The following is a 13291-nucleotide window of genomic DNA, read 5'->3' on the forward strand; positions in this document are numbered from 1 at the left end:
GGCGCCACCTGGGCCGCGGTCGGCAGCGTGACCGACGACAGCGCGCTGCTGCTGCGCGCCACTGACCGCCTGCGCTACCTGCCCGACGGAAGCGGCGCCGACAGCGCCAGCCTCGGCTTCCGCGCCTGGGACCAGTCCGCCGGCACGGCCGGCAGCCTGGCCGACACCCGCCTGCCTGGCGGCAGCAGCGCCTTCAGCAGCGCCAGCGACACCGCGTCCATCAGCGTCGGTGCGGTCAACGATGCGCCGGTGCTCACGCCCCGCCATGCGGTGCTGCCCGCCATCACCGAGGACGACCTGCAGCCGACTGGCCACAGCATCATCAGCCTGCGCGGCGGCGTCACCGATGCCGATGCGGGCGGCTCGGGCTCGGGCGGCATCGCGCTCACCGGCGGCACGGCCGGCTCCGGCGGCAGTTGGCAGTACTCGCTGGACGGCGGCGCAACTTGGCAGGCAGTGGGCAGCGTGAGCGAGGGCGATGCCCTGCTGCTGCGCGACGCCGACCTGCTGCGCTTCATGCCCGATGGACGCCAGGGCGGCACCGCGCGGCTGGACTACCGCGCCTGGGACGGCAGCACCGGCAGCGCCGGCCAGCACGCCGATGCCCGCCTGAGGGGCGGCAGCAGTGCCTTCAGCAGCGCCGACGACAGCATCACCCAGCCAGTGAGCGACGTGCCCGACGCGCCGGTGCTGCAGCCCAGTGCGCCCATGCTGCCCACGGTGCGCGAAACCGACACCGACCCGGCCGGCGCCAGCGTCTCGTCGCTGCTGGCCGGCCACCTGACGGATGCCGATGGCGGTGCGCCCGGCATCGCGCTCACCGGCGGCAGCGAACAAGGCGGCCGCTGGCAGTACACGCGCGACGGCGGCGGCAGCTGGCAGGACGTGGGCCCGGTGTCCGAAGCCAGCGCGCTGCTGCTGGGCGCCGACGACCGCCTGCGCTTCCTGCCCGGCGGGCCGGACGGCGGCAGCGGCAGCCTGCAGTACCGCGGCTGGGACGCCGCCGATGCCGGCGCGGCAGGCAGCCGCGCAGTGGTCGCGGGCCCGGCCTTCAGCCAGGCCACCGACCTGCTGCAGGCGCAGGTGCAGGCCGAGAACGACGTGCCCCGCCTGGGCGGCACCACCGCCGTGCAGTGGACCGGCGCGCCGGTGGCGCTGGCACCGGCGCTGTGGCTGTCCGACGCCGAGCTGTCGGCGCGCGACGACTTCGGCGGCAGCCTGCTGACGCTGGCGCGTGCCGGCGGCCCGGTGGCCGGCGACCTGTTCCTGGCCCCCGGCCTGCCTGCCACTGCCGGCGCCCTGTGGCTGCACGACGGCCAGCCGGTGGCCACCGTGGTACAGCACGGCAACGGCCAGCTGCAGCTGCAGGTGCTGCCCGGCGTGGGCGCCGCGCCGCTGCAGGCCGCACTGCGCACGCTGCAGTACCACCAGGCCGACCCCGCCGCCCAAGGCGAGCTGTGGCTGCGCTGGACGCTGGACGACGGCAACCGGGGCGCGCAAGGCCTGGGCGGCGCCCAGCGGGCGCTGGCCGACAGCCGCGTGGTGCTGGCGGCGCCTGCACCTGCGCCGGTCCCCCCACCCGCACCCACACCGACCCCCGCACCGGCACCCGCACCGGCACCCGCACCGGCACCGGCCCCCTCGCCAGCTCCCGATCCGGACCCCGCCCCCGCAGCGCCGCAGGCCACGCTGGCCCCGCCGCCCTGGCCCGACGTGCCACCTCCTCCGCCGCCCACCGCCGACGCGCCCGCGCCCGCGCCTGTTGCATCGCTGCCGAGCCTCGCGGTGCACAAGGCGCTGCCGCCGGAGGCCGCCGCGGCCGGCCGTGCCGCGGCCGTGCTGCACACGCTGTCGGTGGCAACGCTGCGCTGGTCCTACACCACCGGCCTGCCGGCCGGGCCGTTGTCGTCCGACAGCCAGCCATCGTTCATCGCGCCGGCCGCCGTGTGGGCCGGCTGGTACGAGCCGGCGCAGCCGTCGCCATGGCTGTCGCCGGCCCTGCGGCTGGAGAGCGCGCCCCCGGTGCCGGACGCCGCAGCGGATGCAATGCAGCTGTCGCTGCAGGTCGGCGTGGTGCTGCTGTCGGCCGGTGCGCTGTGGTGGGTGGGCCGCACCGGCGGCCTGCTGGCCGGCCTGGCCACCACCGCGCCGGCCTGGCGCGACATCGATCCGCTGCCCATCCTGGTGGAGGAGGACGAGGACCGGGTGGCGCGCATCGGCTGGGCACCGCGGGACGATGCCGACGAGGCCGCATTCCAGGCCATCGACGACCTGTTCGAGCCCGCCGCGCCGGCGCGTGCCTGAGCGCGGGCGCCGGCGCGGCGGCGCCGGTGGTTCAGGCCGCGCTGCTGTCGCGCAGCCGCAGCGCCTGGTTGGCCAGGGCGTCGGCGCGTTCGTTGTAGGTCTCGCCGTTGTGGCCCCGCACCCAGCGGGTGCTCACGCGGCGCGCGTCCACCAGGGCGAACAGGCGCTTCCACAGCGCCAGGTTGGCCACCGGCTCGCCCTTGGCATTGCGCCATCCCTTGCGCTCCCATCCGGCGCGCCATTCGCTGATGCCCTTGAGCACGTACTGGCTGTCGGACACCAGCTCCACCGCCGCGCCCTCGGGCACGCGCGACAGGCCCTCGATCGCCGCGGTGAGTTCCGCGATCTGGTTGGTGCCGGGGCCGATGAAGCCGTAATGGTCGCTCTCGGTCACGCCGTCGGGCGCGATCAGCACCACGCCCCAGCCGGCCGGGCCGGGATTGGACGGCGCGCAGCCGCCGTCGGTGTAGGCCACCCACTTCATGCGCAGGCTCCGGCAGCGGCGCGGGAACGGGTGTGGTTCTCTGTTCGGGTCATGGGTTCTCAGTCAACAGGGAAATCGTCGGACGGTTGCCGGTGGATGGCCGGCTGCCGATGCGCGGCCACCGCGGGCGCGGCCTGGCGGGCCACCTTCTGCCGCCGCGCCAGGCCCACCAGCCGCATGCCGCGCACGCGCTTGACGGCCAGCAGGAAGTACACGGAGCCCAGCACCGGCCACCAGCGGTCGCCCACGCCGTCCATCCAGCCGAAGCGGTCCAGCCAGGGCTGCGAGCGCAGCGCCGGCCGGTAGCAGCCGAAGCGGCCACCCTCCACCTCGAAGCTCAGCAGCCGCAGCCAGTCGCGCAGCCGCCAGTAGTGGATCAGGTCGGGCGACTGCGGCAGGTACAGCGGCGCCTTGCCGCCCAGGCCGCGGCGGATGCGGCCCAGCCGCTGGCGCAGTCCCCACAGCCCGGCCGGGTTGAAGCCAAGGATGGCCACCCGGCCCTCGGGCACCAGCACCCGCTCCACCTCGGCCAGCGTCAGGTGCGGGTCGCGCGCAAATTCCAGCGTGTGCGGCAGCACCACCAGGTCGATGCTCTGGCTGGGAAACGGCAGTGCATCGAAGTCGCAGTGCAGCGCGACCTGCCGCGGCGGCGCGGTGATCAGCGGCTCCGCCGCGGCGTCGGGCGGCGTCCCGGGCGCGGCCGGCTCCGCGCTGTCGGTGGCCAGCCACTGGTGTGGCATGCGGTTGGTGCGCAGGCCGTCGAGCTGCGGCAGGCCCAGCTGCAGCGCATGGAAGCCGAAGAGGTCGACCACGGCGCGGTCCAGCCGGTCCTGCTCCCAGGCCAGCAGGTAGCGCCCGGGCGGCGTCTGCAGCCAGGCCACGAGCCGATCGTGATCCGGCACATTAAGCATCGTATGTAAAGTGGCGTTGCGCAAAGGCTTTCACGGGGGATCGGCTTTCTATAATTCCGCTTGACTCGCGGTAGCGACCCCCACGCATGAACCTGGTAGCCCTCAGCGCCTTCACCGACAACTACATCTGGATGATCGACGATGGCCGCCGGGCCCTCGTGGTCGACCCGGGTGACAGTGCGCCGGTGGAGGCGGCGCTCGATGCGCGGGGCCTCGAGCTGGCCGGCATTCTAGTGACGCACCACCATGCCGATCATGTCGGCGGCGTGGATGCCCTGCGACCCCGCCTGCCCGCCGCCGATCCGCTGCCGCTGTACGGCCCGCGCGCCGAGCGCCTGCCCGAGCCCTGCACCCGCGTCGACGATGGCGACCTCGTCACGCTGATGGACCTGCGCTTCGAGGTCATCGACGTGCCCGGCCACACCGCCGGCCACATCGCCTACCTGCTGCGCGACGGCCTGCCCGGCGCGCCCGATGCCGGCCCGGTGCTGTTCTGCGGCGATACGCTGTTCTCCGGCGGCTGCGGCCGGCTGTTCGAAGGCACGCCGGCACAGATGCACCACTCGCTCGGCCGCCTGGCGGCCCTGCCCGGCAGCACCCGCGTGTGCTGCGCGCATGAGTACACCCTGTCCAACCTGCGCTTTGCCGCGGCCGTCGAGCCCGGCAACGGCGCGGTGGCCGACCACCTGCGCTGGTGCGAGCACCAGCGCGCCGCAGGGCAGCCCACGCTGCCCTCCACCATCGCGCGCGAGCGCGAGATCAACCCGTTCCTGCGCAGCGAGGCCCCGGCCGTCGTGCGCGCCGCTCGTGACCACGGCGCGCCCGACGCGGCCCCGGTCACGGTCTTTGCCACGCTGCGTGAATGGAAGAACCAATTCAGATGAATCCGCCACATCCCCGAAGAACACAGGGCCTGGTCGCCCTGGCCGCCTCCCTGCTGCTGACCGCCTGCGCCACCACCGCGCCGCCCACCGGCAATGGCCGCACGCCGGACACCGAATCCACCACCACCACCCCTGCCACGCCGCTGCCCGAGGCCGTCTCGGCACCCAGCGCGCCGGCCCAGCCGCCTGCGGCCGAAGCCGCCGGCATGCCGGTCGACCCCTTGCGCCCCGAGGTGCAGATCGACATCGACGATGCCGCCTCCCGTGCCGACCTGTGGGTGCGAGTGCGCAACGGCTTCGCCATGCCCGACCTGGACAACGAGCTGGTGCGCAAGCATGAGCAGTGGTATGCCTCGCGCCCCGACTACGTGGAGCGCATGACCAGCCGCGGCGGCCGCTACCTGTTCCACATCGTCGAGGAACTGCAGAAGCGCGGCATGCCAGCCGAGCTGGCGCTGCTGCCCTTCATCGAGAGCGCCTTCAATCCCAAGGCCATGTCGGTGGCCAAGGCCTCGGGCATGTGGCAGTTCATGCCGGCCACCGGCCGCGATTTCGAACTGCGCCAGAACATGTTCCGGGACGACCGCCGCGACGTGCTGGCCTCCACCCGCGCCGCGCTCGACTACCTGCAGCGCCTGCACAACATGTTCGGCGACTGGCACCTGGCCCTGGCCGCCTACAACTGGGGCGAAGGCAGCGTGCAGCGCGCCATCGCGCGCAACGAGAAGGCCGGCCTGCCGACCGACTACCTCAGCCTGCGCATGCCCGACGAGACGCGCAACTACGTGCCCAAGCTGCAGGCGGTGAAGAACATCGTCAGCCGCCCGGCCGACTTCGCGCTGACGCTGCCGCCGCTGCAGAACCACCCCTACTTCCTGAGCGTGCCCATCGAGCGCGACATGGACGTGGCGCTGGCCGCCAAGCTGGCCGGCATGTCGGCGTCGGACTTCGCGGACCTCAATCCGCAGATGAACAAGCCGGTGATCCTGGCCTCGGGCACGCCGCAGATCCTGCTGCCCTACGACAACGCCAATGCCTTCCTGCACAACCTGCGCCGCCATGAAGGCGCGCTGGCCAGCTGGACGGCCTGGGTGGTGCCGCGCACGATGAAGCCGGCCGATGCCGCGCAGCAGGTGGGCATGGGCGAGTCGGAGCTGCGCGAGATCAACCGCATCCCGCCGCGCATGCTGGTCAAGGCCGGTTCCACGCTGCTGGTGCCGCGCAGCCCGCAGCGCCAGTCGGACGTGCCGGTGCACGTGGCCGACAACGCCGCCATGCTGCTGGCGCCCGACGTGCCGCCGCTGCGCCGCGTGGCGCTGAAGGCCGGCAAGAAGGGCGAGACGGTGGCCTCGATCGCCCGCCGCTACCGCGTGTCGCCGGCCCAGGTGGCGCAGTGGAACGACGTGGGATCGGGCGCACGATTCAAGGCGGGCAGCCAGATCGTGGTGTTCGTGCCCAATGCGGTGGCCACCACCCGCACCGCATCGGCCGCCAAGACGGTCAAGCCCAGCCAGAAGGCCATCGCCGCGGTCGTTACCAAGGCCAGCAAGGCACCGGTCAAGCGCGTGGCCAAGGCCAGTCCGCCGGTGCGCAGCAAGGCGGCCAAGAGCACCCGGGTGGCCGGCACCGGCGGCTCCAAGTCGACCGACCGTTCGGGCCTGCGCGTGGCCGAAGGCCCGGGCAGCGTCCGCCGCTGAAGGGCCCCGGCGGGGACCGGCGCTGCGTCAGCGCCGGTCGACCAGCGCGTGGGCGATGGTGGAAAGGTCCACATATTCGAGTTCGCTGCCGGCCGGCACGCCCCGCGCCAGCCGCGTGACCTGCAAGGGCCGGTCGTCCGGCCCCTGGATGGCGCCCAGTGCCTGCTGCAGCACATGGGCGGTGACGTCACCCTCGGCGGTGAAGCTCAACGCCAGGATCACCTCCTGCACCTGCCCGTCGCGGGCGCGTGCCATCAGCGGCTGCACGCCCAGCTCGCGCGTGCCCACGCCGTCCAGCGGGCTCAGCCGGCCCATCAGCACGAAGTAGTAGCCGCGGTAGCCGCCAGAGCGTTCCAGCGCGGCCTGGTCGGCGGGTGTCTCCACCACGCACAGCTGCCGCGCATCGCGGCTGCCGTCGCTGCAGACGTCGCACACCGGGGTGTCGGAGAAGGTGTGGCAGCGCTCGCAGTGGCGCACGTTCTCCATCGCCGCGGCCAGCGCACCCGACAGCGCGATTGCGCCCGGCCGGTCGTGCTGCAGCAGGTGGTAGGCCATGCGCTGGGCCGACTTCACGCCCACGCCGGGCAGCCGGCGCAGCGCGTCGATCAGCGTGGTGAGCTGCGAAGTGGCCAAGGCTGCTGCGCCGCCAAGCTCAGAAAGGCATCTTCATGCCGGGCGGCAGCGGCATGCCGGCGGTCACCTTGGCCATCTTCTCCTGGCTCAGCGCCTCGGCGCGGCGCACGCCGTCGTTGAAGGCGGCTGCCACCAGGTCTTCCAGCATGTCCTTGTCGTCGGCCAGCAGGCTGGGGTCGATGGTCACGCGCTTGACGTCGTGCTTGCAGGTCATCACCACCTTCACCAGGCCGGCGCCGGACTGGCCTTCCACCTCGATGGTGGCCAGTTCGTCCTGCACCTTCTTCAGGTTGTCCTGCATCGCCTGGGCCTGCTTCATGAGGCCGGCGAGTTGGTTCTTCATCATGGTTGGATCGCTCCGTTGAATGGGGTGGAAGACGTCATTGCGGCTTGATGGAGCCGGGCACGATGCGCGCGGTGGGAAAGCGCGACATCAGGCCCAGCACCACCGGGTCGTTGAGGATGATCTGCTCGGCCTCGCGCTGGCGGCGCTCGCGCTCGGCCCGGTCGCGCAGCGCAGGTGAGTCCTGTGGGATGCCGGCTTCGGGCAGGAGTTGCACCTGCAGCCCCGCCACGTCGGCCAGCACCGCCTGCAGCTTGTTGACCAGCGACGGCGTGCGCAGCGATTCGCGCTCGACGCGCAGCCGCCAGGCCGGCTTGCCGCCATCGGACGCGGCCTCGTCGATGCCCACCAGCTCGGCCTGCATGGCCAGCTCGCGCACCATCGCCACCACGGCCTGCTTCTGGTTGAGCTCGGCCACCACCGCGGCCCAGCGCTCGCCCAGGGCGGTCTGGTTCAGCACCAACGGGGCCGGCGCCGGCCGCGAGGCCGGGGCTGGCGGGCGGGCGACGGCGGGCAGCGCCAGCACGTCGGCCTCGGCCAGGTCGAAGTCGGCGGCAACGGCGGGCGCCTCGCGCGCCAGGTCGGGCGGCGCCTCGTCCAGCCAGGACGGCGGCTCGGGCAGGCTGTGGCGCGGCGCGGCGGCCGTCGGCCGGTTGGGCATGGCCGCAGCGAGGGCCGCAGACGGCGTGGGCGCGGCCGGATCCGGTCGGCCGGGCGCCGGAGCCACCGGCGCGCTCGGCGCCGGCCTGGCGGGCAGCGGCGCGACCCGGGCCGCGGCAGCCGCGGCCGCACCTTCGGGCATCGGCGGCTGCGGCCTGCCGCCAGGGCTTGCCGCTGGAGCTTGTTCGACATGCGGCTCGGCGTTGGTCGCTGCCGTCTGCTGCACCTTGGGTGGCATGGCTGGCGCCGCAGCTGCCGGCGTCACCGGACTGCCCGCTGCCGGCCGCCGCGGCGGCACCTGCGTGCGCGCCACCGCCTGCGCCACCGGCGCCTTCAACGCGGCCGACGCCGGCGTGGCGGCGGGGCTGCGCGCCGCCGTGGAACCGCCCGGCCCGGGCGCGGCCGGCGCCGGCTCCCTGCCCGCGGGCGGGAAGGCGAACAACCGCAGCAGCACCATCGTCAGCGCCGCGTACTCGTCGGGCGCCAGCTGCAGCTCGCCGCGGCCGTGCAGCGCCAGGCTGTACAGCAGCTGCGTCTCGTCGGGCGGCAGCAGGCCGGCCAGCTCGCGCGTGGCGGGCGTGTCGGGATCGGTCTCGTCCAGCGCGCCGGGCACCGCCTGCTCCACCGCCATCTGCTGCAGCAGCACCGTCATCTCTTCCAGCGTGCCGGCGGGCGACAGGCCGCGCTCGCGCAGCGTGTCCACGCCAGCCAGCAGCGCCGGGCCGTCGCGCCGGGCCACCGCCTCGACGAAGTTGGCCGCATGGCTGCGGTCGACCGCGCCCAGCATCTGGCGCACGCCCTCGGCCTCGATGCGTCCGGCGCCGTAGGCGATGGCCTGGTCGGTCAGCGACAGCGCATCGCGCATCGAGCCGCGCGCCGCGCGCGACAGCAGCCGCACCGAGGCTTCGTCATGTTCCACCGCCTCGGCGTTCAGCACATGCTCCAGGTGCTCGTACACCACCTCGGGTGCCATCGGCCGCAGGTTGAACTGCAGGCAGCGGCTGAGCACCGTGGGCAGCATCTTCTCGGGGTCGGTGGTGGCCAGCACGAACTTCAGGTAGTCGGGCGGCTCCTCCAGCGTCTTCAGCAGCGCGTTGAACGACTCCTTGGTCAGCTGGTGCGCTTCGTCGATCATGAAGACCTTGAAGCGGCCGACGCTGGGCTTGTAGGCCGCGCGTTCCAGCAGGTCGCGGATCTCGTCGATGCCACGGTTGCTGGCCGCGTCCATCTCGATGTAGTCCACGTAGCGGTCGGCATCGATCTCGGTGCAGGCGCTGCACACGCCGCACGGATGGGCGGTGATGCCGCCGGTGCCGTCGGGGCCGATGCAATTCAGGCTCTTGGCCAGGATGCGCGAGACCGTGGTCTTGCCGATCCCGCGGGTGCCGGTGAACAGGTAGGCGTGGTGGAGCCGCTGCTGATCCAGGGCGTTGGTCAGGGCACGGACGACGTGCTCCTGCCCCACCATCTGCTCGAAGCTTCGGGGGCGGTACTTGCGCGCGAGCACGACGTAACTCATCGGGGCATTCTACGAAGCGCCCGCACACCGCCCGGGCGGGCAGCGCCGCTCCCCGATAATCCCGCCCCATGAATTCGAACGAAACCCGCGCCGACGCCGCGCCCGCCGAAGCCGCCCTCACCTATGAGCAGGCCGGCGTCAACTACGACCTGATCGACCCGCTGAAGGTCAGCGCGCAGCGCGCCGCCGCGGCCACCGCCGGCCACCTGGCCGCGCACGGCTTCACCGAGGTGGCCGCCTCGCGCGGCGAATCGGCCTACGTGGTGGACGTCGGCCCGTTCTACCTGGCCAGCATCGTCGAATGCCTGGGCAGCAAGGCCCTGGTGGCCGACGAGATGCAGCAGCTCACCGGCAGGAGCTACTACGACGGCATTGCCCAGGACACCATCGCGATGGCGGTCAACGACCTCATCACCGTCGGCGCCACGCCGCTGGTGGTGCAGGCCTACTGGGCCGCCGGCGGCAGCGACTGGTTCGGCGACGCGCAGCGCGCACAGGCCCTGGTGGCCGGCTGGAAGAAGGCCTGCGACACCTGCGGCGTGGCCTGGGGCGGTGGCGAGACACCCGCGCTGGCCGGCATCGTGGAGGCCGGCCGCATCGACCTGGCGGCCTCCTGCACCGGCCTGATCAACCCGAAGGAGCGGCTGTCGGTCGGCGACCGGCTGCAGGCCGGCGACGCCATCGTGCTGCTGGCCTCCAGCGGCATCCATGCCAACGGCCTGAGCCTGGCGCGCAAGCTGGTGGAGCGGCTGCCGCAGGGCTACCTCACCGAGGTGCAGCCGGGCCTGAGCTACGGCGAGGCGCTGCTTGCGCCCACCACGCTGTATTCGCCGGTGACGGAGGCGCTGTACAAGGCCGGGGTGGTGCCGCACTACTGCGCCAACATCACCGGCCACGGCTGGCGCAAGCTGCTGCGCCACCCAGCCGAGCTCACCTACCGCATCCACACGGTGCCCGAAGTGACGCCGGTGCTGAAGTTCATCCAGCAGCACGCCAGGCAGGACGACCGCGAGGCCTACAGCACGCTCAACATGGGCGCGGGCTTCGCCATCTTCGTGAACGCCGCCGATGCCGATCGCGTGGTGCAGATCGCGCAGGCGCAGGGCGTTCCGGCGCTGGTGGCCGGCCGCGTGGAAGCCGGCCCGAAGCAGCTGCTGATCGAGCCGCTGAACATCACCTTCGGCAACGACGACCTGCAGCTGCGCTGAGCCGCCGATCCGGTCGCCCGCGCAGGGTGACCGGCGCATGCCCCTACAATGGTCAGCGACGGGCCTCCTCGCATGGAAGCGCGGCCAACCGGGTCAGGTCGGGAACGAAGCAGCCCCAACCGTTGCAACCAGTGCCGAGATCAGGCTCGTCACCTTTCCCGCCTCACCGTCAGGCGGGCGTCGCAGGCAGTTCCGTCGCCTCGCCGGCCACCACGGCCTCCTGGACCACCGGCTGCACGCCGGCCCCCACCTCGTCTTCCTCACCCGCCAGCGGATCGCCCTCGCCGCGCATCGCGCCCTGCGCCGCGTCATGCAGTTCGCGCGGCTGCAGGTGCAGCACCCGGGCATAGCGCTGCGCCACCTTGTCGAGCGCGGCCGGCACCTGCCGCGCCGGCAGCCCCATGGCATCCACCGCCTCGTTGGCCGCGCTGGCCACGGTGCGCAGGGTGTCGTCGTCGTTGTCGCAGTGGCGCACCGGGGTGTTCACCGGCACGCGGCGGATCATGTGCAGCACCGCATCATCCATGCCCCAGTGGCGGGCCACTGCGGCGCCCATGGAAGCAATGTCCACGCCCAGCACCGCGAAGGCCGCCACGTCCTCCGGCATGCCGGGTTCGTCCGGGCCGCCGTCGCGCCCGGGTGCGGGCTGCATCAGCCGGTGGATCTGCTGGGCTTCGTCGGGGAAGTGGTAGTGCACCAGCAGCCGGCCCAGGTTCTGCATCAGCGTGACGAGGTAGACCACCTCGGCGTCATAGCCGGCCGGCCGCAGCGCCTGCGCCAGCCGCGCCGCCCGCTTGACCCGCAGGATGCAGCGCGCCAGCTCCGCCTCGCCGCTTTCGTTCAAGGGGCCCGGCCAGGCACGCAGGCCCTGGGCCGCGCGGCGCAGGCCGTCCAGGCCGATCATCGCGATCGCGCGGCGAACCGTCAGCACCGGGCCGTTGCCGGCCACCTGCGCGCCGCGCACCTGGGCGGTGTTCACCTGGCGCAGCAGCTCGAACGCCAGCGCCAGGTCCTTCAACGCCAGCTCGGCCAGTTCGCTCGTATGGCCGCTTTCCAGCGAAGCCAGTCGCGCCGCGCGCACCGCGCCGCCGCGCATCGCTGGCAGCGCGCCGATCTGGCGCACCCGCTCGAGCAGCACGTCGTGGGCATCGCCGCCTTGCGAGGCATTGTCCAGCCAGCCGTGCAGCGCGCGGGCCAGCGTGCGGGCGCTGTGGTAGCGCTGGCGCTCCTGGCGGTCGGTGGCGCGGTTGACGATGGCACGCAGCGCCTCCGGCACCGGTCGCGGAATCGCCCACGGCAGGCGCACGATGTCGCGTCCGGCCGGAGGCATGCGTTCTATGCAGCGCCCGGTGTCGGCCTCGCCCAGGGCCGGCTCGGCCGCCAGCAGCTGATGCATCAGCAGGCCCAGCGAAAGCACGTCGCGCCCGGCGGCCGCACCCTGGGCCTGCAGCCCATGCGCACCACCCGGCAGCCGGGCCTCGACCATTTCAGGAATGGCTACTTCCAGGCCCATCACCTGGAGCTGGTCGGTGTCCGTCAGGGCCAGCAGGTGCAGCTGCAGGTCGCGGTGCGCGATGCCGGCCTCGTGGGCGAAGGCCAGGCCTTCCAGCGCCTGCGCCATCCAGCGCGCCACGTCGACGGCGGGTTCGCCTTCACGCGAGAGCTTCTCCGCCAGCGTGCGGCCGCGGGCATAGGCTACGTAGGGCCAGCGGTCGTGCGCGTCCACCTCCAGCGCCGGCGCCAGGCCTGGATGGTCCAGGCGGGCGGCCTTGCGCGCTGCCTGCAGCCAGCGCTCCAGGCCTTGCGCATCGCTGGGCTGCGAGCGCGGCAGCACCAGCACCCGTTCCTGCTGGCAGGCCGGATCCAGCACCGTCCACGCCATCGTGCAGGCACTGCGGCCAAGCAGATGGCGCAGCTCGAAGCGGCCGAAGGTGCGGACAACGGGTTTTGACGATGACGGTGCAGCGGCGCTCATGGCTCGACGGCGACTGAAAACATCCCGATTGGACCGTGGCGCCGGCCTGTGCATGCGCCGAACAAAGGGCGGTTTGGGCGCCAGATGGTCCCGGTTTGCCAGCGGGCTCAGGCTATGGCTGCCATAGACCGCGCCACCGCGTCGCGAGAAAGCGTTGTGTCAGAATCGTTTCGCGCCTCACGGCAATTCAGGAAACGACATGAGCGAACTCATCAAGCACATCTCCGACGCGTCGTTCGAAGCCGACGTTCTGCAATCCGACAAGCCTGTGCTCGTCGATTACTGGGCCGAATGGTGCGGCCCCTGCAAGATGATCGCGCCCATCCTCGATGAGGTTTCGAAGGATTACGGCGGCAAATTGCAGATCGCCAAGCTCAACGTCGATGAAAACCGCGACGTGCCCGCCAAGTTCGGCATCCGTGGCATTCCCACGCTGATGCTGTTCAAGGATGGCCAGGTGGCCGCCACGAAGGTTGGCGCACTGTCGAAGTCCCAATTGACCGCATTCCTGGACGGTCATCTATAATCTGCCGGAGCTGCTGGCGGAAACGGCTCCCAGCCCCGCCAGCTCCCAGATTGCCACCACGCCCGATGCCCCAGAGGCATCCACCGCGTGGAGTCGGCTCCTCCCACCAGCGTGTATTTGATAGCCCGCACGCGAGTTTGCTGATCC

The 13291-nt window shown here is 72.4% G+C and carries 10 protein-coding genes, 1 other RNA gene and 1 pseudogene; 6 read left to right on the forward strand and 6 right to left on the reverse strand.

Annotated elements, in window-relative coordinates:
* Positions 1-2304: pseudogene (locus tag VO99_RS31020) on the forward strand (hypothetical protein); the annotation flags it as partial.
* A 31-nt stretch (positions 2305-2335) separates the two neighbouring features.
* Here VO99_RS31020 and VO99_RS24955 read toward each other — a convergent pair.
* The gene (locus VO99_RS24955) at positions 2336-2788 is read right to left on the reverse strand and encodes a ribonuclease H family protein (RefSeq protein WP_046115669.1); all 453 of its coding nucleotides are present in this window, start codon (positions 2786-2788) and stop codon (positions 2336-2338) included.
* Positions 2789-2847: 59 nt separating this feature from the next.
* On the reverse strand, positions 2848-3699 hold the full coding sequence (locus tag VO99_RS24960) for a class I SAM-dependent methyltransferase (RefSeq protein ID WP_046115670.1): 852 nt from the start codon (positions 3697-3699) through the stop codon (positions 2848-2850).
* A gap of 86 nt (positions 3700-3785) precedes the next feature.
* Between VO99_RS24960 and gloB the strand changes: the two genes are divergently transcribed.
* Together gloB and VO99_RS24970 are read left to right on the forward strand one after the other, a co-directional pair.
* Entirely contained in the window at positions 3786-4583 is a 798-nt protein-coding gene (gene gloB, locus VO99_RS24965; RefSeq protein WP_046115671.1) for a hydroxyacylglutathione hydrolase, read from the forward strand.
* Positions 4580-6280: a transglycosylase SLT domain-containing protein gene (locus VO99_RS24970; protein ID WP_046115672.1), complete on the forward strand. Its 1701-nt coding sequence runs from the start codon at positions 4580-4582 to the stop codon at positions 6278-6280. Before gloB ends, VO99_RS24970 begins: the two co-directional genes overlap by 4 nt.
* A gap of 27 nt (positions 6281-6307) precedes the next feature.
* On the opposite strand, the gene recR is transcribed toward VO99_RS24970, so the two are convergent.
* From recR to dnaX, 3 genes are read right to left on the reverse strand one after another with little or no spacing between them, the layout of a single operon-like run.
* On the reverse strand, positions 6308-6913 hold the full coding sequence (gene recR, locus VO99_RS24975; protein ID WP_046115673.1) for a recombination mediator RecR: 606 nt from the start codon (positions 6911-6913) through the stop codon (positions 6308-6310).
* Positions 6914-6932: 19 nt separating this feature from the next.
* A complete protein-coding gene (locus VO99_RS24980; protein WP_046115674.1) occupies positions 6933-7259 on the reverse strand; it encodes a YbaB/EbfC family nucleoid-associated protein in 327 nt (108 codons plus the stop codon).
* 34 nt (positions 7260-7293) lie between these two features.
* Positions 7294-9435, reverse strand: coding sequence for a DNA polymerase III subunit gamma/tau (dnaX, locus tag VO99_RS24985; protein WP_046115675.1), 2142 nt, complete (start codon positions 9433-9435; stop codon positions 7294-7296).
* A gap of 68 nt (positions 9436-9503) precedes the next feature.
* On the opposite strand from dnaX, the gene VO99_RS24990 reads away from it, so the two are divergent.
* Together VO99_RS24990 and ffs are read left to right on the forward strand one after the other, a co-directional pair.
* On the forward strand, positions 9504-10643 hold the full coding sequence (locus tag VO99_RS24990) for an AIR synthase-related protein (RefSeq protein WP_046115676.1): 1140 nt from the start codon (positions 9504-9506) through the stop codon (positions 10641-10643).
* A 57-nt stretch (positions 10644-10700) separates the two neighbouring features.
* Positions 10701-10797, forward strand: an RNA gene (ffs, locus tag VO99_RS29810) — signal recognition particle sRNA small type.
* 15 nt (positions 10798-10812) lie between these two features.
* Here the strand turns inward: ffs and VO99_RS24995 are convergent.
* Positions 10813-12618 (reverse strand): serine/threonine protein kinase, encoded by a 1806-nt coding sequence (locus VO99_RS24995; RefSeq protein ID WP_157039781.1) that lies wholly within the window; start codon positions 12616-12618, stop codon positions 10813-10815.
* A 199-nt stretch (positions 12619-12817) separates the two neighbouring features.
* On the opposite strand from VO99_RS24995, the gene trxA reads away from it, so the two are divergent.
* Positions 12818-13144: a thioredoxin TrxA gene (trxA, locus tag VO99_RS25000; RefSeq protein WP_046115677.1), complete on the forward strand. Its 327-nt coding sequence runs from the start codon at positions 12818-12820 to the stop codon at positions 13142-13144.
* Positions 13145-13291 lie beyond the last annotated feature (147 nt).

The organism is Aquincola tertiaricarbonis, assembly GCF_000969605.1.
In the GTDB taxonomy this organism is placed as follows: Bacteria; Pseudomonadota; Gammaproteobacteria; order Burkholderiales; family Burkholderiaceae_C; genus Aquincola; species Aquincola tertiaricarbonis.